The organism is Mesorhizobium sp. WSM4310 (assembly GCF_007003935.1).
In the GTDB taxonomy this organism is placed as follows: domain Bacteria; phylum Pseudomonadota; class Alphaproteobacteria; order Rhizobiales; family Rhizobiaceae; genus Mesorhizobium.
On sequence record NZ_VFTA01000014.1, the window covers coordinates 1 to 23095 of the forward strand.

General features: G+C 64.7%; 20 protein-coding genes and 1 pseudogene. 9 read left to right on the forward strand and 12 right to left on the reverse strand.

Features of this window, described 5'->3' with window-relative positions:
* Positions 1–36: 36 nt before the first annotated feature.
* On the forward strand, positions 37–1104 hold the full coding sequence (locus FJV80_RS16585) for an alpha/beta hydrolase (protein ID WP_095772098.1): 1068 nt from the start codon (positions 37–39) through the stop codon (positions 1102–1104).
* Position 1105: 1 nt separating this feature from the next.
* Positions 1106–1576, forward strand: a complete 471-nt coding sequence (locus FJV80_RS16590) for a hypothetical protein (RefSeq protein ID WP_142876961.1) — start codon at positions 1106–1108, stop codon at positions 1574–1576.
* Between the two features lie 89 nt (positions 1577–1665).
* Here the strand turns inward: FJV80_RS16590 and pyk are convergent, their stop codons facing one another.
* The gene (pyk, locus tag FJV80_RS16595; protein WP_095772096.1) at positions 1666–3108 is read right to left on the reverse strand and encodes a pyruvate kinase; all 1443 of its coding nucleotides are present in this window, start codon (positions 3106–3108) and stop codon (positions 1666–1668) included.
* A complete protein-coding gene (locus tag FJV80_RS16600) occupies positions 3105–3569 on the reverse strand; it encodes a DUF1036 domain-containing protein (RefSeq protein ID WP_179296400.1) in 465 nt (154 codons plus the stop codon). Before FJV80_RS16600 ends, pyk begins: the two co-directional genes overlap by 4 nt.
* Before the next feature lie 270 nt (positions 3570–3839).
* Here FJV80_RS16600 and FJV80_RS16605 point away from each other — a divergent pair, with 270 nt between their 5' ends.
* From FJV80_RS16605 to FJV80_RS16615, 3 genes are all read left to right on the forward strand, one after another.
* Complete coding sequence (locus FJV80_RS16605) at positions 3840–4637, forward strand: N-formylglutamate amidohydrolase (RefSeq protein ID WP_142876962.1); 798 nt, start codon at positions 3840–3842, stop codon at positions 4635–4637.
* A gap of 11 nt (positions 4638–4648) precedes the next feature.
* Positions 4649–4957 (forward strand): DUF1244 domain-containing protein, encoded by a 309-nt coding sequence (locus FJV80_RS16610; protein ID WP_095772340.1) that lies wholly within the window; start codon positions 4649–4651, stop codon positions 4955–4957.
* A 200-nt stretch (positions 4958–5157) separates the two neighbouring features.
* Complete coding sequence (locus FJV80_RS16615) at positions 5158–6333, forward strand: MFS transporter (protein WP_095772094.1); 1176 nt, start codon at positions 5158–5160, stop codon at positions 6331–6333.
* Here the strand turns inward: FJV80_RS16615 and FJV80_RS16620 are convergent.
* Positions 6297–7205, reverse strand: coding sequence for a LysR family transcriptional regulator (locus FJV80_RS16620; protein WP_142876963.1), 909 nt, complete (start codon positions 7203–7205; stop codon positions 6297–6299). The genes FJV80_RS16615 and FJV80_RS16620 overlap by 37 nt on opposite strands.
* A 108-nt stretch (positions 7206–7313) precedes the next feature.
* Between FJV80_RS16620 and FJV80_RS16625 the strand changes: the two genes are divergently transcribed.
* Entirely contained in the window at positions 7314–8273 is a 960-nt protein-coding gene (locus FJV80_RS16625) for an NmrA family NAD(P)-binding protein (RefSeq protein ID WP_142876964.1), read from the forward strand.
* A gap of 108 nt (positions 8274–8381) precedes the next feature.
* Positions 8382–9338, forward strand: a complete 957-nt coding sequence (locus FJV80_RS16630) for an SDR family oxidoreductase (RefSeq protein ID WP_142876965.1) — start codon at positions 8382–8384, stop codon at positions 9336–9338.
* Positions 9339–9394: 56 nt separating this feature from the next.
* Here FJV80_RS16630 and FJV80_RS16635 read toward each other — a convergent pair whose 3' ends face one another.
* The 6 genes from FJV80_RS16635 to FJV80_RS16660 form a co-directional block, all read right to left on the reverse strand.
* Complete coding sequence (locus FJV80_RS16635) at positions 9395–9553, reverse strand: DUF3309 family protein (RefSeq protein ID WP_095772091.1); 159 nt, start codon at positions 9551–9553, stop codon at positions 9395–9397.
* Between the two features lie 121 nt (positions 9554–9674).
* Complete coding sequence (locus FJV80_RS16640) at positions 9675–12851, reverse strand: efflux RND transporter permease subunit (RefSeq protein ID WP_142876966.1); 3177 nt, start codon at positions 12849–12851, stop codon at positions 9675–9677.
* A 75-nt stretch (positions 12852–12926) separates the two neighbouring features.
* Entirely contained in the window at positions 12927–14102 is a 1176-nt protein-coding gene (locus FJV80_RS16645; RefSeq protein WP_142876967.1) for an efflux RND transporter periplasmic adaptor subunit, read from the reverse strand.
* Between the two features lie 160 nt (positions 14103–14262).
* A complete protein-coding gene (locus tag FJV80_RS16650; RefSeq protein WP_142876968.1) occupies positions 14263–14868 on the reverse strand; it encodes a hypothetical protein in 606 nt (201 codons plus the stop codon).
* A complete protein-coding gene (locus FJV80_RS16655; RefSeq protein WP_142876969.1) occupies positions 14865–17138 on the reverse strand; it encodes a xanthine dehydrogenase family protein molybdopterin-binding subunit in 2274 nt (757 codons plus the stop codon). The genes FJV80_RS16650 and FJV80_RS16655 overlap by 4 nt, the downstream gene beginning before the upstream one ends.
* A gap of 2 nt (positions 17139–17140) precedes the next feature.
* Positions 17141–17602, reverse strand: a complete 462-nt coding sequence (locus FJV80_RS16660) for a (2Fe-2S)-binding protein (protein ID WP_142876970.1) — start codon at positions 17600–17602, stop codon at positions 17141–17143.
* A gap of 120 nt (positions 17603–17722) precedes the next feature.
* Between FJV80_RS16660 and FJV80_RS16665 the strand changes: the two genes are divergently transcribed.
* Positions 17723–18322 carry a TetR/AcrR family transcriptional regulator gene (locus FJV80_RS16665; RefSeq protein WP_142876971.1) on the forward strand — a complete coding sequence of 200 codons (600 nt, stop codon included), beginning with the start codon at positions 17723–17725 and terminating at the stop codon, positions 18320–18322.
* 24 nt (positions 18323–18346) lie between these two features.
* Here FJV80_RS16665 and FJV80_RS16670 read toward each other — a convergent pair whose 3' ends face one another.
* Together FJV80_RS16670 and FJV80_RS16675 are read right to left on the reverse strand one after the other, a co-directional pair.
* Positions 18347–19477: a patatin-like phospholipase family protein gene (locus FJV80_RS16670; RefSeq protein ID WP_095772085.1), complete on the reverse strand. Its 1131-nt coding sequence runs from the start codon at positions 19475–19477 to the stop codon at positions 18347–18349.
* Positions 19478–19684: 207 nt separating this feature from the next.
* Entirely contained in the window at positions 19685–20773 is a 1089-nt protein-coding gene (locus FJV80_RS16675) for a citrate synthase/methylcitrate synthase (protein WP_142876972.1), read from the reverse strand.
* A gap of 93 nt (positions 20774–20866) precedes the next feature.
* On the opposite strand from FJV80_RS16675, the gene FJV80_RS16680 reads away from it, so the two are divergent.
* A complete protein-coding gene (locus FJV80_RS16680; RefSeq protein ID WP_142876973.1) occupies positions 20867–22009 on the forward strand; it encodes a citrate synthase in 1143 nt (380 codons plus the stop codon).
* A gap of 49 nt (positions 22010–22058) precedes the next feature.
* Here the strand turns inward: FJV80_RS16680 and ftrA are convergent.
* Positions 22059–23035, reverse strand: a pseudogene (ftrA, locus tag FJV80_RS16685) (transcriptional regulator FtrA).
* Positions 23036–23095 lie beyond the last annotated feature (60 nt).

A 23095-nucleotide genomic window follows, 5' to 3' on the forward strand; every position in this document is an offset into this window, starting at 1 on the left:
CCAAACTTATCCCACCCCCCCCCCGTATATCCCCGCATGAACCTGATCTACGCCGCGTTCGCCTTCTTCTTTGCACTCGTCTTTGTCCTGATCGGCGTTACCCGCGTCGGCTCATGGCTGATCGAACGCCGTGATCCGGCCATTGGCGAATTCGCTGATATAGGCGGCGCCCGCATCCACTATGTCCACATTCCCGCCCCCGCCAATGCGGAGTTGCCGCCGATCGTCTTCATCCATGGCGCCAGCGCCAATCTCGGGGATCAGATGCTGCCGCTCAGGCCGCTGCTGGCGGGACGCGCCGAAATGCTGTTCTTCGACCGGCCGGGTCACGGCTGGTCGGGACGCGGGCCCGGCAACAATGAGGATCCGTCGGCGCAGGCCAATACCCTCGCTGCCCTGATGGACCGCCTTGGCATCAGGAAGGCAATCATCGTCGGCCATTCCTTCGGCGGCGTGGTGACGGCGGCTTTCGGCCGCGAGCATGCCGACAGGACGCTCGGCCTCGTCTTCCTGGCGCCGGCGACCCATCCCTGGCCGGGCGGCGCGACATCCTGGTATTACGACCTGACCACCGTGTCGGTGATCGGCCGGCTCTTCTCCGAAACACTCACCTATCCGGCCGGCACGTTTCAGATGGCCGATGCAACGACCTGCGTATTCTCGCCCAACAAGGTGCCGGACGACTATCTCGGCACGGCCGCGATCCCGCTGGTGTTGCGGCCGTCGGCCTTTCGCGCCAACGCCACCGACGTCGCCGGCCTCTATCGCTATACGCTTGGCGCCGCACCGCACTACAAAGCGATCAGCGCGCCGACCGTGGTCATTTCGGGCGACCGCGACAAGGTCGTCTATGCCCATATCCACTCCGTCGGCCTGGCGCGCGATATCCCGGGCGCCGAACTCGTCTGGGTGCACAATCTCGGCCACAAGCCGGACTGGATCGCCTCGGACCTCGTCGTCGGCGCGATCGAGAAGGTAGCCGGCAAGGATATCGATCTGGAAGCGATGGCCAGAACGGTCGAGGCACGAATTGCCGGCGATGCCTATGGTGTGGGCAAGTGCGCCGACATCAAGGAGCCCCGGGCCGAACTCGCACCGACCTGAGATGTATGTCCTCAAGCACGGCATCAAGAAAAACCCGGAAAGGCGATGGGCGCTGCCGGATCGCATCTTCTTCGGCTACGGCGCGTGCCACATTCTTGCAGGCACTTTCCTCGAGCATCCCCCGCTTGCAGGATTTCATGCCGAGCGGATCATCTCGGCCGAGGGCTTTTCGGGAAACCATATTTATGTGACGAACGGCATCATCGCATTCGATTACCACGGCTACTCCAGCCGCGAGCGCCTCCTGGAGCACCATCGCAGGGGCTGGTCCTCCCACAGGACCGGTTGGCACTGCACGATCGAGAAGGTCGATTTCGACCTGCTCGACACAACAGAATTGAACCGGCGAAAGATGCTGGGCCCGGATCAGTATCTGTATGACGCAGGTCTCCGTGCGCGTCGGTTTCTCCAGCGCATGGACCACGCGGAGGCTGCCGCAAAAGCGCTTGGGATCGCAACGGCTGGAAGCTAGATGAAGGCGGAGATCATTGTCCCGCGCCTTTGCTGTATCCCAGCCACGGCGAGCCGCACGAAACCGCGCGACACGCTTCAGTCACGAAATCAGCTGCCGCGGCCGCCCTGCGCTTCCGAGCCGACATAGGCGATGCGCAGCATGTTGGTCGAGCCGGGCGTCCTCAGCGGCACGCCAGCGGTGATGATGACGCGGTCGCCCGGCTTGCCGAACTCTTCTTCCAGCGCAATGCGGCAGGCGCGGTTGACCATGTCGTCGAGATCGGTGGCATCGGGCGAGACGACGCAGTGCGTGCCCCACAGAAGCGACAGCCGCCGCGCGGTGTTGAGGATCGGCGACAGTGCGATGATCGGCACTTGTGGCCGTTCGCGCGCGGCGCGCAGCCCGGTGGTGCCGGATGCCGTGTAAGTGATGATCGCCGACAGTTTCAGCGTCTCGGCGATCTCGCGGGCAGCCAGAGAGATGGCGTCGGCGCCGGTCGCTTCCGGCTCGGAGCGCTGGGCGTTGATGATGCCGGCATAAGTCGGGTCCGTTTCGACCTTGGTGGCGATGCGGTTCATCATCGCCACGGCTTCGACGGGATAGGCACCCGCCGCCGATTCCGCCGACAGCATGATGGCGTCGGCGCCCTCGAACACGGCGGTCGAAACGTCGGAGACTTCGGCGCGGGTCGGTACCGGTGCGGTGATCATCGATTCCAGCATCTGCGTGGCGACCACCACCGGCTTGCCGGCGCGGCGCGCGGCGCGCGTGATCTGCTTCTGGATGCCGGGAACGGCTTCCAGCGGCATCTCGACGCCGAGATCGCCGCGCGCGACCATCAGCGCGTCGGACAGTTCGATGATCTCGGCCAGCCGGGCGACGGCCTGCGGCTTTTCGATCTTGGCCATGATCAGCGCGCGGCCGCGCGCGATCTTGCGCGCTTCGGCCAGATCCTCGGGCCGCTGCACGAAGGACAGCGCGATCCAATCGACGCCCGTGGCGAGCACCGCGTCGAGATCCTTGCGGTCCTTCTCGGTCAGCGCGCCGACCGGCAGGTCGGTATCGGGCAGGCTGACGCCCTTCTTGTCGGAAATCGTGGTGCCGGCGACGACCGTGCAGGCGATCGACTTGCCATCGCTCTTCACCGCTTTCAGCTCGAGCTTGCCGTCGTCGATCAAAAGACGGTGACCGGGCTCGACCGAGCTCAGGATCTCCGGATGCGGCAGATAGACCCTGGTTGAGGTGCCGGGCTCGGGATTGTCGTCGAGCGTGAAGGTCTGGCCTGGCGTCAGCACTTCCTTGCCATTGGCGAACTTGCCGACGCGCAGCTTGGGCCCTTGCAGGTCGGCGAGGATGCCGATCGGCCGGCCGACCTTTTCCTCGACGGCGCGGATGCGGCCGACCAGCGTGCGCATCAGTTCGTGGTCGGTATGGCTCATATTGATGCGGAACACGTCGGCGCCCGCTTCGAACAATTTCTGCAGCATCTCCTCGGAGGAGGATGCCGGACCGATTGTGGCTAGGATCTTGACCTTGCGGCTGCGTCTCATTGACTATTGGTTCCCGGGGCGGCTGGTGCGCCTCCCGTTGCGGGTTCATCGGTCAGCTGGACCATCCAGCTTGCCTGTTCGCCCGTGTCATATTCCTGGAATCCGGCGCGCTGGAAGCCCCGGGCGACGCAGTCGTTTACGCCGGCGATCTTGAACTCTTTTTCAGCCACGCACATGTTGATCGGGCCGTCCCAGCGTCCACCGCGCTCGGCGTCTTCTGCATAAAGATAGTAAAACCTTGATGACAGCGGCCCTTCGATCAACGTCTTGCAGCTCGATCCTTCAATGTGCCACCAGCCTTCGGTGATCCAGCCGGCCTTGGCACGATAGCCGATGCCGACGCCGACCAGGTTCTGCGTGGCGTTGCAGACGCGGAAATCGGCGCGCGCCGGCGAGGCCATGACCATCGCCGACAAGCCAACGGCCACGGTCAGGAGCGGCATGGCAAAGGCAGAGCGCATGCGCTGCCTGCCGGCGGAACCCATCCGAAAACCCCTCAAGAACCACATCAGCATCTCTCTGCGCCCCTTTTCGGAAAAGTCCGGGCGCATGTCAACGCGCCGTTTTGATCAATTCCAATCGATTTAGGAAGGCTCCCGGCGCGCTATCCGTCGCCCTTTGCCAGATTTCCCGATAAACCTTGGCCAAACAACGGCATTGCGCACGCGTCGTCTTCGTGGAATGACGATAGCACCCTCCCCGGAAGCCAGCGAACAGACCATTTCCCGCCAATGACCCGATCCACAGTTTTCGCGCCTTTCGACGTTGTCGAGGGCGACCGCAAGCGAGGCATCGTTCTTCTGGCCGATCATGCCCGCCGCGACCTGCCCGACGAGTATGGCAGCCTCGGTCTGCCCGCGGCGGAATTCGATCGGCACATCGCCTATGACATTGGCGTCGAAGCGGTGACGCGCGAGCTCGCCGGCCTGCTCGACGTGCCGGCGGTCATCGCCAATTTTTCGCGGCTCTTGATCGATCCCAATCGCGGCGAGGACGATCCGACGCTCATCCGCCAGCTCTATGACGGCACGGTGGTGCCGGGAAACTATCCCATCGCGCCGCAAGAGCGCGAGAGGCGGCTCGACCGCTTCTACCGGCCCTACCACGACGCCGTCGGCGCGGTGATCGCCTCGGTCGCGCAGGCTTCCGGCCGGGCGCCCTTCATCTTCTCGGTGCATTCCTTCACGCCGGTGATGCAGGGCAGGCAACGGCCCTGGCATGTCGGCATCCTATGGGATCGGGACGACCGGGTGGCGCGGCCGCTGATCGATATGCTGGCGCAGGACAAGAACCTGATCGTCGGCGACAATGAGCCCTATGACGGCGCGCTGCGTGGCGACACCATGTTCAGGCATGCCATCGTCAACGGCTATGCGCACGCGCTGATCGAAATCCGCCAGGACCTGATAGCGGACCAGAAAGGCGCGCTTGCCTGGGCCGAGCGCCTGGCGCCGATCGTTGACGCGATAGACCGCCGTCCCGATATACATGCGGTAAAGATATTCGGCTCGCGCACCGGGCCGTTATGACGGAGGTTCCGATGACCGAACTCAGCGACGAGCAGAAGCGGGATTTCGAAGCCGCCGCCTTTCGCCGGCTGGTCGAGCACCTCAGGGAACGCAGCGACGTCCAGAACATCGACCTGATGAATCTCGCCGGCTTCTGTCGCAACTGCCTGTCGAACTGGTATCGCGAGGCGGCCGATGCGGGGGGCGTCGACCTCTCCAAGGATCAGTCGCGCGAGATCGTCTACGGCATGCCCTATGCCGAATGGCAGGCTCTTAACCAGACCGAAGCATCGGACGCCAAGAAGGCTGAATTCGAGGCCAGGCGGCCGAAAGATCACTGAAGGCGGCGAGCGGCCTCCGGCTAAGGTATCTGCGAAGGGAGAGGCGTTTTTCGCTAATCTCCGACGTGCGGAAGTTCGCCAAGAACGATGTCGGTTCCATTTCGGCCTTTGGTCCAAACGCTTCCTCCAACCCGGTGCTTGACTGAAAATTGAATCGATCTAATTTGCCGCGCAAAGCCATTTTCTGACCGGATTCGCCTATGAATGCGTCGAACGCCATGCAGACTGCCATTCGCGGGCGATGGGCCGTGGCGGCCATTTTCCTCGCCAATGGCTTCCTGACCGGCAGCTGGGCGCCGCAGATTCCGGTGTTCCTGACCCGGCTCGACATTTCGAAATTCACGCTTGGCCTGCTGATCCTTTTGTTCGGCGCCGGCGCGGTCGCCGCCATGACCTGGTGCGGCCACCTGATCTCGAAACATGGCTCGCGCACCGTTCTGCGCTGGTTCGGTCTTTGCGGCAGCCTCGGCCTGCTGGTCGTGGCGCTGGCGCCCAACGTGCCGCTGGCGGCCATAGCCATGTTCATTTTCGGCGGCTCGATCGGCGGCATGGATGTCGCCATGAACGCCAATGCGGTGGTGGTGGAGCGAAAGATGTCCCGCGCCATCATGTCCTCCTCGCACGGCTTCTGGAGCCTCGGTGGTTTCGCCGGCGGCGGCCTCGGCGGCTTTGCCATCCAGCACTATGGCCACCTCGCCCATGCCGCGGCCGTGACCGTGCTTGCCTTCGCGGCGATCGCGATGGCGGTCGGTTATCTCGTCGCCGAGGACAGGCCACAGGCGGCCGGCCATCACAAGTTCACGCTGCCGGCAAACCCGCTGGTATACCTGATCGGCCTGATGGCTCTGCTGACGATGATCTCCGAGGGCGCGGTGCTCGATTGGGCGGCGCTGTATCTGCGACAAGAACTCGGCGCCGACCTTGCCGTCGCCGGTCTTGCCTATGCCGCCTTTTCCGGCGTCATGGCGATCATGCGCTTCTTCGGTGATGGCGTGCGCAACCGCTTCGGCGCGGTGACGACGCTGCGCGGCTCGGCGGTCGTCGCCGCCGCGGGCATGCTGGTCGCCGGCCTGTCGCCCTCGCCCTGGCTCGCCATCGCGGCCTTTGCGCTGTGCGGCTTCGGCATCGCCAACATGGTGCCGATCATCTTTTCGGCCGGCGGCAACCAGGAAGGCATGTCATCGGGCACCGGCATGAGCGTCGTCACCACCATGGGCTATTCCGGCATTCTGGTGGCGCCGTCGGCGATCGGCTTCGTCGCCGAGCATTCCAGCTTCGGACCGATCTTCATCGCCATGTCGGTGCTGCTGATCGTCGTCCTGCTGATGGCGGGCCTCGCTCACCGCGCCGAATTCGCCCCAGCGCCCGCCGAATAGCGCTTCAACTCCTCGTGGAGAAAATCCGCCACGCGGCGGATGCGCACGCTGCTGCGCACATCGCGATGCATGGCCAGCCATACCGGCAGGCTTGGCAGCGGCAGGCCGGGCAGCACCTTCTCCACCAGCGGGTCGCGATCGGCCAGCGGCTCCTGACCGAGGCCAATGCCGTTTCCCGTCCGCACCGCCTCCCACAGGACCATCTGGTTGTCGGCCCTGAAGCGGAAACTGCTTCGGGTGACGGGGAGGCCGAATTGCGTAAAGCCCCGGATCATCTCCTCGCTGCGGTCGAAGCCGATCAAGGGATGATCGGTAAGGTCGGCCGGCCCGAGCGGGCGGCCGCGCCGGTCGAGATAGGAAATGGCCGCACAGGCGCAGAGCGGGATGTCACAGACCTTGCGCGCCACCAGTTCGTTCTGCGACGGCTTGACCATGCGGATGGCGATGTCGGCGTCCCGGCGCAGCAGGTTCTCGACCTGGTTAGAGGCAACGATCTCGACCTCGATGCCGGGTTCCTCGATGCCGAGCCGTGCGGTCATCTCGGGCAGCACATAGGCCGCCACCACTTCGCTGGCGGCGATGCGCACCGTGCCTTCGATTGCCTCGACCGAACCCAGCGCCAGGCGTGAAAACGCGCTCGCCTGCTCGCTGACCGCCTTGCCGCGCTCGAACAGCGTAGCGCCGGCTTCCGTCAGCGCGTAGCCGCGCCGCCCGCGCCGGAACAGCGTCACGCCCAGCACCTGTTCCAGTTCACCGATGTGGCGGCCAAGCGTCGGTTGGCTTGCGGCCAGCTTTCGCGCGGCGGCCGACAGGCTGCCGGTTTCCGCCACGGTGACGAAGCTCTTGATCAGATTCCAGTCGAGATCGGACATGCAATCCATTCAAAATTGAATATCGATTCTCCAATTCTAGCGAATTTAAATTCAACGGCAAATAGACCATCTTTCTCTCATCGGAGACAGGAAAACAGGAGAAGACAGATGCGGACAATTGTTGTTCTGGGTGCGGCAGGCAGGGTCGGCGAGGCCGCGGCGCGAGAATTCGTCGCCGCCGGATGGCGTGTGAAGGGGCTGGCACGCAACGCCAAGGCGGCATCGCTGGCGCCGGGCGTGGAGGTCGTCCAGGGTGACGCCACCGACCGCGCGGCCCTGATTGAAGCCTGCAAGGGCGCCGACGTGATTCTCAACGCGTTGAACCCGCTTTACACGGAATGGGCCGAGAAGGTCTTGCCGATGGCTGAGAACGTCATCGCGGCGGCCGAGGCAAGCGGGGCCACCCACATGCTGCCCGGAAACGTCTACAATTTCGGCTACGGCCTCGGTGTTGGCACGGCGGAAACCGCGCCTGAAGTCCCATCAACGGAGAAGGCCGAGATCCGTATCGGGATGGAGGATCTGTTCCGCAGGAAGGCGCAGGAGCGCGGCGTCCAGACCATCGTGCTCAGAGCCGGCGACTTCTATGGCGGCGCGCGGCCGGAAAGCTGGCTCGACCTGATCATCCTGTCGAAATTGCGCAAGAACGTCTTTACGTGGGGTGGGCCGATGGATATCCCGCACGCCTTTGCCTATCTGCCGGATCTCGGGAAGGCCTTCGTCGCACTGGCCGAAAAGCGCGAGAGCCTCGGCCCTTTCGAGCGTTTCCATTTCGCCGGCCATACGCTGACCGGCCACCAGATGAAAGCGGCGGCGGAAGCTGCCAGCGGTCGCAAACTGGCGTCGAAACGCGTGCCATGGATCGCGCTGCGTGCTGCCGCCCTGTTCAGCCCGTTGATGCGGGAAGTCGTCAAGATGTCCTATCTCTGGCGCACGCCGCACTCACTCAACGGCGACAGGCTGGAGCGGACCGTCGGCAAGCTGCCTGCCACCGATCCCGTCGACGCCATCCGCCAGGCGATCGCCGATTTGAACCTGGATGACAGCCATCCGACCGCGGTGGCTTGAACCAACCCCTGCACCGGAAACTCACTGCGCCAGACAAGGGATGGGCCCCGCCGCGCATCGCTGGAGCAGGCATCACGTCAGCGGACCTAAACGCATGGAGACGACAAAATGACCAAGATCGCAATCCTCGGCGCCAATGGCCGGCTCGGCCGCGTGGTTGCCAAGGCCTTCATCGACGCCGGCTTCGACGTCCGCGCCGTCACCCGCACCGGCAAGGTGCCGGCCGAACTCGAAGGCGCCACGGCGGTTGCCGGCGATGCGCTGGACCGTCAATCGCTGATCCGCGCCACCGAAGGCGTCGATATCATCTTCAACGGCCTCAACCCGATCTACACCGATTGGGGCAAATGCCTGCCGATGGCCGAGAACGTCATGGCCGCCTGCCATGCCAACAACGCGCTGCATCTGTTCCCCGGCACCGTCTACAATTACGGCTCGCCCATGCCGGCGGTGATCACGGAAGACACGCCGTTCCATCCGACGACCGAGAAGGGCCGCATCCGCTGCGCCATGGAGGAGCTGTTCCGCCGCGAAGCCGACGCCGGCCATGTCCGCAGCATTGTCTTGCGGGCCGGCGACTTCTTCGGCGGCACCGGCAGCGGCTCCTGGTTCGACCTGGTCGTCGCCGCCAAGATCAGCAAGGGCATCTACACCGCGCCCGGTCCGGCCGACCTCGTGCATGAATGGGCGTATCTGCCGGACTTCGCCGCAGGCTTCGTCGCACTGGCCAAGAATCTCGACAAGCTCGGCTCCTATGAGGCGCTGAACTTTCCAGGCCATGCGGTCACCGATGTTGAGATCAAGGCCGCTGCGGAGAAGGCGCTTGGCCGACCGCTCAAGATGACCTCGATGCCCTGGTGGGTGCTGCGCGCCGGCGGCCCGTTCGTGGCGATGTGGCGCGAGATCGTCTCGATGTCCTATCTGCGCTTCGAGCCGCACCGTCTGGCCTCGACGCGGCTGGAGGGCATCATCGGCGAAATCCCGCACACGCCGCTCGATCAGGCCGTCGCCCAAGCCCTCGAGGACATCGGCATCGCCACCGTGAAGGCCACGAAAGCCGCCTGAATTGAGCCGGCGGGCCTCTTCACACCGAAAGCCTGCTCACGGATAGCAAAGGCGGCTCAGAGCCGCCCCATCAGCAGCAGCAGCAGAACCACCACCAGCACCACACCGACGATGCCAGAGGGTCCGTAACCCCAGGAGCGTGAATGCGGCCATGCCGGCACTGCGCCGATCAGGACAAGGATCAGGACGACGATGACAAGGGTGCTGATCGGCATGGGAAATTCCCCGCATTGAGTTCACTCGAGAACGATGTCTTCGCATCCCCCACAGGGGAACAATGCAAAAGGCCGCCCGGTTGTTCCGGGCGGCCTTTGCCGTTCAGATTGGGAAGCCTGCCTACTCTGCGGCTTTTGGAAAGGCGGTCGGGGGTTCCGCGCCGTCGTCCACCGTCGGCGCGTCTGACGATACCTCGCCCTTGCCCCGCCGGAACAGCCGGCTGATCAAGCCGCGCCGTGCACCAGGCTTGACCTTGGCGCGGGTGAACACCATCAGCATCGACGGCGTCACCACCAGTGTCAGCACCGTCGCGAAGGACAGGCCGAAGACGATCGCCGAGGACAGCGAAATCCACCATTGCGTCGACGGCGCGTTGATCGTCGTCTCGTGATGGAAGATCTCCAGCCCAAGGCCGAAGGCGATCGGCAGCACGCCGAGAATGGCCGACACCGCCGTCAGCACCACCGGCCGTGCACGTTCGCGGCAGGTCTGCAGCACCGCATCCATCTTGTCCCAGCCTTCTTCACGCAGCCGGTCATAGGTGTCGATCAGCACGATGTTGTTGTTCACCACCACGCCGGCCAGCGCGATGACGCCGATGCCCGACATGACGATGCCGAACGTCTCGCCGGTGATCAGCAGCCCGAGGAACACGCCGATCGTCGCCATGACCACGCAGGACAGCACCAGCCAGACGCTGGTGAACTTGTTGAATTGCGCCAGCAGCACCAGGAAGATCAGGAAGATCGCCGCACCGAAGGCCTTGCCCAGGAAGGCGCTGGCTTCCGCGCTGTCCTCGTTCGAGCCGGCCAGCTTCCAGCGGATGCCACTGCCGAGATTCATGTCGGCGACGGCCTGGGTAACCTCCTGCTGCACGGCGGCGACCTGCTTGCCGGCGGCGACGTTGGCCTGCACCACAACGGTGCGGGCGCCGTCGATGCGGTTGAGGATGCCGACCGTCGGCTCGGGTTTGCGCACGACGAAGTTCGAGATCGGCACCGACCCTTGCGAGGTCTGCACCCTGAGCTCGTCCAGCGTCGACAGCGTGCGCCGGTCTTCCGGAAGACGCAGGCGGATGTCGACGGCGTCATCGGCGCCAGCGGGCCGGTATTCGGATAGCTTCAGTCCGTTCGTCACCAGCTGCACCACGGTGCCGACGGAAGTCGGGCTGATGCCGTATTGCGCGGCCTTGGCGCGGTCGACCTCGAGAGCCCAGTCGACGCCGGGCGGCGGCAGGCCATCGGAAACGTCGATGACGCCCGGCACATTGGCGATACGCGCCGCGACGGCGCGCGCCTTCTCGTCCAATCCCTTGGGGTCGACTGCCGAAAGCCTGATCTGGATCGGCTTGCCGGTCGGCGGGCCGGCTTCCGGCACGCGAACCTCGACATCGACGCCTGGTATGCCGGCCATGACGCCGCGCAGATCGTTCAGGATATCGTTCGCCGATTTGCGTTCGCGCCAGTCGATGAATTCGTACTGGATGACGCCGACGACGTCCTCGGGCACATCCTGGCCGCCGCCCTGCGTCTTGCCGACGCGGGTATAGACCGACTTCACGCCCGGCCAGCCGAGCAGCCGGTTTTCGGCGATCTTGGTCGCGGTATCCATTTCGGCCAGCGAGAGGTTGCCGCGGGCATGCACATAAAGCAGGCCGTAGTCGGGTTCGACGCTCGGGAAGAATTCGACGCCGGCGCCGTACTTCGAATAGCCAACGAAGATGCCGGCCAGCAAGACCACTGTAAGCACCAGCACTGTGATGGGGAAGCGCACCGCCTGCTTGACGACCGCCATGTACCAGCCGTCGCGATTGTCGTCGGCGTGATGTTCCGGCGCCTTGGCGAAGATAGCGCCCAGCGTCGGCGCGAAGACCAGCGCATAGAGCATCGAGGCCGACAGCGTGACGATCAGCGTGATCGGCATGTACTTCATGAAGTCGCCGATGATGCCCGGCCAGAACAGCAGCGGCGAGAAGGCGGCGATGCGCGTCATCGTCGCCGCGATGACCGGACCAGCCATGCGCTTGGCGGCAAGCGCGAAGGCTTCCTGCTTCGGCATGCCTTCGCTCATCCGCCGTTCGGCAAATTCGGTGACGATGATGGCGTCGTCGACCAGCATGCCGACCGCCAGGATAAGGCTGAACAGCACGATCATGTTGATCGTGTAGCCCATCATCGCCAGGAGCAGGATGCCGATCAGGAAGGACGACGGGATGGCGAGGCCGATGAGCAGCGACGCACGGCCGGACAGCGCGTAGAGGATGACGATGAACACCAGGATGACGGCGATCATCACGTGGTTCTGCAAGTCGCCCAGCAGCTGGTTGACGAAGACCGACTTGTCCTGCGTGTAGGTGACGTGCATCCCCTCGGGCATGGTCTTGACGAAGGCATCGGACACCGCCCTCACCTTGGTGAGCGTGTCGATCAGATTGGCGCCGATGCGCTTCTTGACCTCGATGGCGATGGCCGGCTTGCCGTTGAGGCGCGTGATCGTCGTGGCATCGGCGAAGGTCGAGCGGATTGTCGCGATATCCTTGGCCTGCACCACGGCATTGGGGCCGGCGACCACCGGCAGCGCCGCCACATCCTCCGGCGTCTCGATCAGCGACGGCACCTTGACGGCGTATTTGCCTTGCGAGCCTTCGATATTGCCGGCGGCGACCAGGCTGTTGGAAGCGCCGACGGCGCCGATCAGCTGGTCGAGCTGCAGCCCGTAGGATGACAGTTTCATCGGATCGATGACGACCTCGACGAGATCGTCGCGGGAGCCCTGCAGCGAGCCTTCCAGAACGCCGGGCACTTCCTCGATGCGGTCACGCAGTTCGCGCGCCGCGGCGGCCAGCACGCGTTCGGGCAATTCGCCCGACAGTGTGACGACAAGCACCGGGAATTCGGAAATGTTGACCTCGGTGACGACAGGTTCCTCGGCCGCTTGCGGCAGATCGGCCTTGCCGTCCTGCACCTTGGAGCGTGTATCCTGCAGCGCCGTCGCGAGATTGGTCTGCGGCTGGAACTCGACCAGCACATAGCCGCCGCCCTGGAAGGCGGCAGAGCGCATTTCCTTGAGGCCCTTCAGGCTTTTCAGCTTGCTTTCCATCGGCCGCAGCAGAAGGCGCTCGGAATCCTCCGGCGAGATGCCTTGATAGATCAGGCTGACATACATCATCGGAATCGGAACGTCGGGTTCCGCTTCCTTCGGCGTCGACTGATAGGCGACCCAGCCTGCAATCAGCAGGAAGACCAGGACCGAGATGGTCAGGCGGGCATTGTTGATTGCGAGTCTGACGATATCCATGACTTATGCCTGTTGCTTTCGGGAGTGGCGAACGACCGACGTCGCCGGGCACGGCCCAGCGCCGGCGTCGCTGCGCTACTGCGTCCCGGCGGTGGCTTCGCCGATCAGCTTGTTGATGGTCGCCTGGTCGGCCTCGACCGGCTTGACCTCATCGCCTTCCTTCACCAGTTCCTGGCCGGCGACGATGATGCGCGCATCGGCCGGGATGCCGCCAAGCACGAGGCCGGTCGGGGTGTCGTCGACCAGGTCGATCGGGAAGAAAGCAACCTTGTTGTCCTTGTCGACGGCGCGGATGCCCAGATCGCCCTTGTCGCCGAGCGTCACCACCGAGCGCGGCAGCAGGACCGCGTCGGTCGGCAGCGCGCTGAGCTGGATTTCCGCCGTCATGCCGGCCGGCACCGAGCCATCGGCATTGGGGATGGCGACCTCGACGCGGAAGGTGCGGGTCGCCGACGACGCGTCGCGGCTGATGTAGCGCACGGTGCCTTCGACGGTCTGGCCGCTGACCAGCCGGACGCTGGCCTTGTCGCCGATCTTGAGATAGCCGAGGTCGCGCTCGCTGATCTCGCCGCGGGCGATCACCGGATCGAGCTTGAGGATGGTGGCCACCTCGCCGCCCTGCATGACCGAGCTGCCAAGCTCCACCGGCACCCGGTCGATGACGCCATCGAACGGTGCCTTGACCTCGTTGCGGTCGAGCTCGGCCTGCGCTGTATCCAGCTGGGATGTCGCCTGGGTCAGGTTGGAGCGGGCGGTGTCGAGCTGCAGCTTGGGCAGATTGCCGGTCCTGGCGAGCCGTTCCGCGGCATCGAGCTCGGCCTTTCGCTGCGTCAGCAACTGCTTGGCGTTGTCGACGCTCGAGATCTTTCCTTCCGCCGCCAGCATCAGCACCAGGTCGCCTGTCTTGACATGATCGCCTTGCTTGACCGGCAGCTTGTCGATGACGCCGGCGACGCGGGTTGCCAGAACCGCGCGCTTGTCGGCCTCGGTCAGGCCGGAAATGCGGATGGCGCGCGCGTAGGTCTTTCGTGGTGGCGTCACGACGGCAACGGTGCGCAGCGGCGCCTTCGGTTCGGCTTCCGCGGTCTTCGGCTTGCCAGCGTCCGGCGCCTTGCCCTGTTCGACTTCGGCCGCCTTGGCCTTGTTGGCCGCCACGCTGCCGACCGATGAGAATTCGCCTGTCGCCATCCACGCCGCGAAACCGATGAGCACAACAATGGCTGCAAGCTTGTGAAACCTGATTCTAGGCATCGTCATTTTTCCACTGCGGGTTCAGCCAGCACCGCGCCTTCATGACGCGGGCGCGTCGCCGATATGGGTGCGCGCCTGACCGTGTTCAAATTGCCGTGATAGGCGAGCGCGCTTCTACATCAAAGTTGCACTGCAATATAGCCTTAAAGTTGCAAGACCATTACGGCATCGGGCAAGGTGAACCCGCCGCCATCCAGTTTTCGATTGCTTGATAGGTCGCTTCGGCCGAGCCCGGAGCCGGCTCTCGATCCGAGCCCGGCGCCCAGCCCCAGGCGACAAGTTTATCGTAGCGGACATGCAGCGCGATATCGGCCAATTTGCGGTCGCCATTGCGCGCCGGATCCTTGATCTGGGCGCAGACTTCGGCCGAGGATTTCCCGAACCAGGCCATCTCGGTCGGCGCCAAATGCCAGCCCTCGGCGCCGGGTGGTCCGTGCAATGCCTTGGAATTACTGGAGAAATGGCAGGTTGTGCAGCGCAGGCCCGGATTGCCGAAGCCCGATCCGTCGGTTCCGCGCTGGACGTTGAAGGCGTGCACAAATGTGGTGCCATAATGCGCACCCGACCAGCGCGGCCGGTCGTCCGCGACATGACAATCGGCGCAGCGCGGATGTGAGAACACCGCATAGATCTTGTCCCATTCGGACAGACCCTTGGCCATGCCGACCGTCGGGCTCGGTGATGTCTGGCTCTCCTGCGCGGTTGCGGAAGGCGCCGCCGAAAACAAGATGGCAGCAGGCGTCAGCATGATGAGAAGCTTCTTCATGCGAAGGCCACCCTTGTCGACAGCGGCAGGGTGCGGATGCGCTTGCCGGTAAGCGCGAAGATGGCATTGGCCAGCGCCGGTGCCGCCGGCGGTGTGCCAACCTCGCCGACGCCGCCCATCTTGTGGAAGTTTTCCAGGATGGCGACTTCGAAGACCGGGCACTGGAAGATCCGCATGGCGTCGAAATCGTGGAAGTTCGACTGTTCGACCATGCCGTCGGCGAAGGTGATCTGCTGTCCCATTGCCGCCGACAGGCCGTAGATGGCGGCGGAAATCAGCTGTGCCTCGACGATGCCCGGATCGAGGGCGGTGCCGACATCGGCGGCGATCCATACCTTCTCGATGCGGATGCCGGCCGGCGTGTCCGCCACCTGGACGATCTCGCCGACCCAGCTGCCGAAAGACAGCGTGAAGGCCACGCCCTTGGCCTTGCCGGCGGGCAGCGGCTCGCCCCATTTCGCCATCGCCGCGACCTTCTCCACCACCTTCACCGCCGCGGGATAGGCGGCCATCAGCTTCTTGCGCATCTCGACCGGGTCGATTTTGCCGGCGGTGGCGATCTCGTCCATGAAGCCTTCATGGAAGAAGCCATTGATGGAACTGCCGACCGAGCGCCAGAAGCCGACCGGAATCGAGACGGGCGCCGCGATGCCGCTCACCCGGTAGTTCGCAATGGTGTAGGGCTGGTCATAGGCACCATCGACAATGGACTTGTCGGGACCGACCGGCGATATCGAGGGAAACAGCCTGCGCAAGGTGCTGGCGATCACCGATGGCGAGGCGATTCTCATGTCGACGGCGACCGGCATGCCGTCGTCGCCAAGCCGTGCCTGGAACTTGCCGACCGCAGCAGGCCGGTAGGCGTCGTGACGCATGTCCTCTTCGCGCGTCCAGGTCACCTTGATTGGGCGCCCGCCCGTCTCCTTCGCCATCAACGCTGCGCAAAGCGAGAAGTCCATCTCGGTACGGCGGCCAAAGCCGCCGCCCATGAAGGTGGTGTGGACAGTGACCTTGTCCTGCTCGATACCGACCGCATTGGCGCAGAGCTGGCGCACCAGCGTCGGCGCCTGGTTGCCGCACCAGATGTCGAGGGCGCCATCCTTGAAGCGCGCCGTGGCATTCATCGGCTCCATGGTCGCATGCGCCAAATAGGGCACCGCATAGTCCGCCTCGACTATCTTTTCGCGCGGCGCGTCGGCGAAGGCGGTATCGACATCGCCATTGTCGCGCATCGCCGAGCCCTTGGTGCCGAGCGCCTGCTTCAGCACATCCAAAATGGCGGCGCTGCTAAGCGGATATTCGGGATCCGCCCACTGGGCGTCGATGGCGTCGGCCGCCTTGAAGGCCGCCCAGGTATTTTGCGCGATGATGCCGAAGCCGTGGCCGTAATTCGTCTCGAGCGGCACGATCTTGATCACGCCCGGCATTTTCTCGGCTTTGGCGAGATCCACCTTGACTGGCTTGGCCCAGAAGCGCGGGCTCATCTTGACCGTGCCGTAGAGCATGTCCGGCAGCCTGACATCGATGCCGAAGATCGGCGCCCCGGTGACCTTGGCCAGCATGTCGATGCGCTTCTGCGGCTTTCCCAGCAGTTTCCAGTCGGCTCTGTCCTTGAGCTTGACTTCCGTCGGCGGCGCGATTGCTGCGGCAGCCGCCGCAACCGCGCCATAAGTCAGCGACTTGCCCGATGCCTTGTGCAGGATCGAACCATTGGCCGTTTCCAGATCGGCGGCGGCAACGCCGAGTTTCTGCGCAGCCGCCGCGATCAGCAGATGCCGGGCTGCGGCGCCCGCCTGGCGCATCTTGTCGAAACCGTCGCGCGTCGAAGCCGAGCCGCCGGTGACCTGGAGAGCAAGGAGTTTGCCGACCACACCGAGACCTGAGCGCACCGCCTGCGCGGTCATGCTCTCGTCGAAGAAGGCGAACGGACCACCCTCTTCGAGGATCGCCGCGTTGTAATAGGCGTAGGAGGCCGGGCCGTGCTCGACCTTGATCTGGTCGAGACCTACATCGAGTTCTTCGGCGACCATGGTGGCGAGCGTCGTCGAAATGCCTTGCCCCATCTCGGCGCGCGGCGCGACGATGGTGATGGTGTTGTCGGCGGCGATCTTCACATAGGGGTTGAAGGTCGCCTCGCCCTTGCCGAGGTCGGTCTCGAGCGGATTCGCAAACGGTTTGCGATAATAATAGTAGCCGACGGCAACGCCGCCCGCGACAGCGGCCGCGCCGATCAGAAACGTGCGGCGGGCAATCTTTCCGACACTGGCCATGGTCAGAGCCCCGCCGTCTTGAGCGCCGCAGCCTTCCGGATGGCTGAGCGGATCTTGGGATAGGTGCCGCAGCGGCAGAGATTGCCACCCATGGCGTTGTCGATATCGGCGTCGCTCGGGTCGGCGACCTCGTCAAGCAGCGCCACCGCGCTCATGATCTGGCCGGCCTGGCAGTAGCCGCATTGCGCGACTTGTTCCTCCAGCCATGCCTGCTGCACAGGATGCGGCCTGTCCGCCGTGCCGATGCCTTCGATGGTGGTGACAGCGCGGTCGACCTGGCCGACCGGAAGCGAGCAGGAGCGCACCGGCTGACCATCGACATGCACGGTGCAGGCGCCGCATGCGGCAATGCCGCAGCCGAACTTCGGTCCTGTCTTGCCGATGAGATCGCGCAGTGCCCACAACAGCGGCATGTCCGGATCGACGTCGATGTCGAATGACTGCCCGTCGACGGTGAGGCGCATGGGGATACCCTTTGTTGTCGTCCACGGCCCGAGGGCGAAGAGCCTTGGGTCGCTTTCTTCAAACAGATTGACAAATTACGTCATTTTGTCAATTGAGATTTTGCAGGATAGTGTTGCTCCATGAATCAGAACGAAGACATCGCCGCCGCCGACCCCAAACGCGTCCGTATCCTGGATGGCGCAATGAAGGTGTTTTTGGCCTATGGCTTCACCCGCACCACCATGGACGACATCGCCCGCGCCGCCGACATGTCCCGTCCGGCGCTTTATCTTCAGTTCAAGAACAAGACCGACATTTTCCGTGCCATCGCCATGATGGTGCTGTCGCGCTCGGTCGCGGCGGCAAAAATGGCTCTGGCCGGCGATGGTGTTTTCACCGAGCGCATGATGCGAGCCGTCGACGAAGCTTTCATCTCGATGATGAGCGCCGTCGTTGCTTCGCCGCATGGCGCCGAATTGCTGGACATGAAATCGAGCCTCGGCGATCTGGTCGGCTGCTGGCGCGGCGCTCTTGTCGAACATATCGCCGCCGCTATTCATGGCGAGGCGGCCAGGAACGGCGTCGATCTGGCGGCCAGGGGCCTGTCGACGCAACTGCTTGCCGACATGCTGCTCGATGGGCTGGAAGGCATGAAAGCGCGGATCAGCGATCCTGAGGGGCAGCGGCAGGCGGCCGCCGCCCTGGTCAAGGTGATCGACCTGGCGCTGAAAGCCGGATGAAGCCGAGATGTGTCGGGGTTCCGCTCAGGCCCGGCGGCGCTCCGCCTCGGGGTTCTTGCGCGCTGCAAGAAATTCCTTGACCCGCCGGCCGGGTGCGGGGCCGCGCACCGGCTTGAAGCCGTCATCGAGTTCACCGGAGAGATCGAGCGTCGGCCGTTTGCCGACGGCATCGTAGTTTTCTTCCAGCCAGTCGCTGGCGGCGGTGCGGCCGAGATCGCGCAGATAGGTCAGGAAAGCCCATTCGGCATTGACCTTCGATGACGCCGACAGGTCCTTGAACGCCTCGTCGGCATCGATGCGGTGCATCCGGATGTCGCGATACTCGCCATGCGGCAGCCGGCCGGCGGCGATCAGTTCCTTGACGAAGGCGATCGAGCGGAATTCGCGCAGCAGCCCGGCATTGAAGGTGATTTCGTCGATGCGGTTCTGGATCTCGTTGGCGCTCCTGGGCGTTCCTTCGCGCACCACCGGATTGATCTGCACCAGCAGCACATCCTCGGTCGCCGCCGTCTTGAAGAACGGATAGAGCGCCGGGTTGCCGCCATAGCCGCCATCCCAATAGGGCACGCCCTTGATCTCGACGGCGCGGAACAGCTGCGGCAGGCAGGCTGAGGCCATCACCGTGTCAAGGTCGATCTCGCCATCGGAAAAGACCCGCAACTGCCCGGTCTCGACATTGGTGGCCGAGATGAACAGTTCCATCGACTTGCAGGCACGGACATTGCTGAAATCGATCTCCTGCGCCACCACGTCGCGCAGCGGATTGAGGCCGAGCGGATTGGCGACATAGGGCGAGAACACCCGTGACATGGTGTCGAAGAAGACATAGCCAGGCGTGTTCTCGATCGACCAATTGCCCCAGGCGACGTCCCACGGCATGCGCTGCACCGGGCTGAACCGGCCCTTTGCCGCCACCGCACGCCAGAAATCGTCGAGCTTCTTGCGCGCGCCCTCGACCCCGCCACGCACAAATCCGTCGGCCAGCGCCACCGCGTTCATGGCGCCGGCGCTGGTGCCGGAAACCGCCGATATCTCCAGCCTGCCGTCCTCAAGCAATCGGTCGAGCACGCCCCAGGAGAATGCGCCGTGCGAACCGCCGCCTTGAAGCGCGATGTTGATCTTCTTGCTTTCCTCCGCCTTGCCGTTCTTCGTCATGGCGTTCCTGTCGTCCTTATGCGCCAACCTGCCCCTACGTCACGGAAGGAAGCAGCAATCGGCGGCCCATGTTGCAGTGCAGCATATAAGGACGGACCAAGGCAAGAACACGAACACGGTCGCGTGATCACATGAAATTTCCGCCATGAGAGAAAGGCCCCTCCGCTTGAAGCGGAGAGGCTTTCTCTTTCGAAAACAGATGGGAGCCTAGGCGACCAGATCGGGCACCGGGCCGACATAACGCGATTGCGGACGGATCAGCCGTCCGGTCGTCTGCTGCTCGCGCGCATGCGCGATCCAGCCGGCAACGCGACCGGCGGCGAAGACATTGCTGAAGGCCTGTGGCGGGAAACCCGCCGCTTCGAGCACCAGCGCGGTGTAGAATTCGACATTGGTCTGCAGCGAGCGCTGCGGCTTGGCGATCCGCAACACCTCGATTGCCGTCTTTTCGACCTCCTCGGCGAAAGCCAGCCGGCGACCGGTCTCGCCCTCGCCGCCAAGCTGCCGCACGACCGCTTTCAGCACATCGGCGCGCGGATCGCGCACACGGTAGATGCGATGGCCGAATCCCATGATCCGCCTGCCATGCGCGATCTCGTTGCGCAGCCAGCCGGCCGCATCGCCATGCGCCTCGATCGCGTCGAGCATCTCGATCACCGGGCCGGGCGCGCCGCCATGCAGCGGCCCCTTGAGCGCGCCGAGCCCGGCCAGCACCGACGAGGTCAGGCCGGCCAATGTCGAAGCAACGACGCGGGTGGCGAAGGTCGAGGCGTTGAGGCCGTGATCGCAGACGGTCACCAGATAGGTGTCGAGCGCTTTTGCCAATGCCGGCGACGGAGCGGAACCCCGGAGCATGCGCAACATGTCGGCGGCATGGCCGGCCTTGCCATCCGGCGCGACTGGCCGCTCGCCGCGCTGCAGGCGCAGCAAGGCAGGCGTCAGCACGGCGGGCGCCGCGATCAGCCGCAGCGCGTCCGCCAATGTTTCGCCGTCTGGCAGCAGAGCCATGCCGGCGCGCATGGCACTGTAGATTTCGAGTGGTGCCAGCAGCGACAGCGAAGGCAGGGTCCGCTCGAACACCTCGACACGCGCCTCGCCCAGTTGCGCCGCCAGTTCGGTATCGTCAGGCAGATCCTCGAAGAAGCCGTCGAGCAACAGCCGGACGACCTGCGGAAAGTTCCATCGTCCGGCCAGTTCCGCCAGCGAATGACCACGGATCGTCAGTCGGCCGCCCAGACCATCCACGTCGGACAGCACGGTTTCGGCCGCCACCACATCATCGAGCCCATTCGCCATGACCTTGTCTCCTTGAAGCTTTTCCCGATCGCAGATAAGGCTGGTCAACCCAAGCATCAATCTTGATCAATAGAATCAATACCAGAGCCGAAAATGTCGGAATGGTTATCGCGGGAAGAGGCGTTGGACAGGCTGCGGGTAAGGCCGCAGACGCTCTATGCCTATGTCAGCCGCGGGCGCATCGGCATGCGTCCCGACCGCGCCGATCCACGCCGCAGCCAGTATCGCGCCGACGACATCGCGGCGCTGGCAACACGCCGGGCGCGCGGACGCAGCCCCTCGGCCATCGCCGAAAGCGCGATTGCCTGGGGCGAGCCGTCGATCGCAACGGCGATTTCGACCGTCTGGCACGGTCGCCTCATCTATCGGGGCCAGGACGCCGCCCTGCTGTCCGACCATGCCACGCTGGAAGAAACCGCCGCTGTGCTTTGGGCTCTGCCTGAACCGGTCCGCTTCGAAGCGCCGCTGCCGGATGCGCCACGCCACTCCGGCCGCGCCCCGGCCTTCGCGCAACTTGCCTTGCTGGCCGGCCAGGCTCGGCCTTCGCTTGGACGCAGCGCCGCCTCGCTATGTGCCGACGCCGCGCGCGCAATCGGCGTGCTGGCCGGCGCCCTCGGTGCCGAAGCGGGGCCGGATCCGGTGCACCGGCGATTGGCACGGGGCTGGTCGGTCGATGAGGGTGGCGCCGATGCGATCCGGCGCGCCCTTGTGCTGCTCGCCGATCACGAGCTGAATGCATCGACCTTTACGGCCCGCGTCGCGGCCTCCACCGGCGCCTCGCCCGCCGCTTGCCTGCTGGCGGGCCTGGCAACACTCTCCGGTCCGCGCCATGGCGGTGCCGGCGAAGCGGTGATGCAGCTTGCTGAAGATGCGGCGCGGCACGGCGCCGACGCCGCGGTCCGGCGCTGGCTCGGCCACGACCGGCCGCTGCCTGGCTTCGGCCACCAACTCTATCCCGAGGGGGATCCCCGGGCCACGGCGCTCCTGGCAGCCATCGGCAACACCGATGAGACCTTGCGGTTGCTGGAGATCGCCGCCATCGCAGCGACCGGCGCCCAGCCGAATATCGATTTTGCCCTGGCCGTGCTGACGCGCGGCCTCGGGCTGCCGCCCGATGCGCCGTTCCATCTGTTCGCGCTCGGGCGCAGCGTCGGCTGGGCAGCCCATATGGTCGAACAGATCATGAGCGGCAGCATCATCAGGCCACGTGGCCGCTATGAAGGGCTGTTGCCCTGACAGCGTTTTGCCTGATGCGGTTTCGACCCGGGCTCAACTTTGTCAGCCGTCAAGCGGAGTTGGTCCCGAACCGCGCCCGGTACGCAGCGGGCGCCGTGGCGAATTGCCGGCGGAAATGATGCCGCAGCGTCGCCGCCGCGCCAAAGCCGGCGGTCTCGGCAATCCGCTCGATCGGCATGCTCGTGTCTTCCAGCAAAGTGCGCGCCCGCGAAAGCCGCTCCGAAAGCAGCCAGCGCGCCGGTGTGACACCGGTCGCGGCCGCGAACCGGCGCAAAAATGTCCGCTCGCTCATCCCGGCAAGACCGGCCAGGGTGGCGACGGGATAGTCGGCCGAAATATCCGCGCGCATTCTGTCGATCAACGGTCCAAGCCGGCCGCGTTCGTGCGGCTCGGGAACGGAACTTTCGACATATTGCGCCTGGCCGCCGTCGCGATGAGGCGGCACGACTAGGCGGCGTGCCACCATATTGGCCGCCTTGGTGCCGAAGTCGCGCCGCACCAGATGCAGACACAGGTCGATGCCCGCGGCGCTGCCTGCCGATGTCAGCACATTTCCCTCATCGATGTACAAAACGTCAGGGACCACGGTGATGTCGGGATACATCTCCCTCAGCCTGTCGCTGTAACGCCAATGCGTGGTTGCCTTCTTGCCCGACAGCAGGCCGGCTGCGGCGAGGACGAAGACGCCCGAGCAGATGGACAGAATGCGTGCGCCCCGCTCGCTGGCCTTGCGAAGCGCCTCGATCAGCAATGGCGGCACCGGACAGTCCACGCCGCGCCATCCCGGCACGATCACCGTGCCGGCCTCGCCGATCAGATCGGGTCCGCATCGGCGACGATGCGCACGCCGCCCATCGCACGCATTTCGCCGGCATCGATGCCGGCGACGGCAAAACGGTACCAATCCGCGCCCATCTCCGGTCTGGGCAAGGCGAACATCTCGGCCGCCACGCCAAACTCGAACGTGCACAGCCCGTCATAGGCGACGGCAACGACCAGAGGGTTGGCAGGAGGCATATTTGGCATGATCTTGACGATATATGGCAAAGCTGCCAGCTGCAATCGCCAGGCCCGGTGCGCTACCTC

Bases quoted from the DNA above. Each gene is read 5' to 3' on its own strand.
- FJV80_RS16615 (WP_095772094.1), top strand. From the start codon at position 5,158: ATGAATGCGTCGAACGCCATGCAGACTGCCATTCGCGGGCGATGGGCC.
- FJV80_RS16610 (WP_095772340.1), top strand. From the start codon at position 4,649: ATGACCGAACTCAGCGACGAGCAGAAGCGGGATTTCGAAGCCGCCGCC.
- FJV80_RS16675 (WP_142876972.1), bottom strand. From the start codon at position 20,773: ATGGCGAATGGGCTCGATGATGTGGTGGCGGCCGAAACCGTGCTGTCC.
- FJV80_RS16670 (WP_095772085.1), bottom strand. From the start codon at position 19,477: ATGACGAAGAACGGCAAGGCGGAGGAAAGCAAGAAGATCAACATCGCG.
- FJV80_RS16605 (WP_142876962.1), top strand. From the start codon at position 3,840: ATGACCCGATCCACAGTTTTCGCGCCTTTCGACGTTGTCGAGGGCGAC.
- FJV80_RS16665 (WP_142876971.1), top strand. From the start codon at position 17,723: ATGAATCAGAACGAAGACATCGCCGCCGCCGACCCCAAACGCGTCCGT.
- FJV80_RS16620 (WP_142876963.1), bottom strand. From the start codon at position 7,205: ATGTCCGATCTCGACTGGAATCTGATCAAGAGCTTCGTCACCGTGGCG.
- FJV80_RS16600 (WP_179296400.1), bottom strand. From the start codon at position 3,569: ATGCGCTCTGCCTTTGCCATGCCGCTCCTGACCGTGGCCGTTGGCTTG.
- FJV80_RS16655 (WP_142876969.1), bottom strand. From the start codon at position 17,138: ATGGCCAGTGTCGGAAAGATTGCCCGCCGCACGTTTCTGATCGGCGCG.
- FJV80_RS16625 (WP_142876964.1), top strand. From the start codon at position 7,314: ATGCGGACAATTGTTGTTCTGGGTGCGGCAGGCAGGGTCGGCGAGGCC.
- FJV80_RS16680 (WP_142876973.1), top strand. From the start codon at position 20,867: ATGTCGGAATGGTTATCGCGGGAAGAGGCGTTGGACAGGCTGCGGGTA.
- pyk (WP_095772096.1), bottom strand. From the start codon at position 3,108: ATGAGACGCAGCCGCAAGGTCAAGATCCTAGCCACAATCGGTCCGGCA.
- FJV80_RS16660 (WP_142876970.1), bottom strand. From the start codon at position 17,602: ATGCGCCTCACCGTCGACGGGCAGTCATTCGACATCGACGTCGATCCG.
- FJV80_RS16630 (WP_142876965.1), top strand. From the start codon at position 8,382: ATGACCAAGATCGCAATCCTCGGCGCCAATGGCCGGCTCGGCCGCGTG.
- FJV80_RS16645 (WP_142876967.1), bottom strand. From the start codon at position 14,102: ATGCCTAGAATCAGGTTTCACAAGCTTGCAGCCATTGTTGTGCTCATC.
- FJV80_RS16590 (WP_142876961.1), top strand. From the start codon at position 1,106: ATGTATGTCCTCAAGCACGGCATCAAGAAAAACCCGGAAAGGCGATGG.
- FJV80_RS16635 (WP_095772091.1), bottom strand. From the start codon at position 9,553: ATGCCGATCAGCACCCTTGTCATCGTCGTCCTGATCCTTGTCCTGATC.
- FJV80_RS16585 (WP_095772098.1), top strand. From the start codon at position 37: ATGAACCTGATCTACGCCGCGTTCGCCTTCTTCTTTGCACTCGTCTTT.
- FJV80_RS16650 (WP_142876968.1), bottom strand. From the start codon at position 14,868: ATGAAGAAGCTTCTCATCATGCTGACGCCTGCTGCCATCTTGTTTTCG.
- FJV80_RS16640 (WP_142876966.1), bottom strand. From the start codon at position 12,851: ATGGATATCGTCAGACTCGCAATCAACAATGCCCGCCTGACCATCTCG.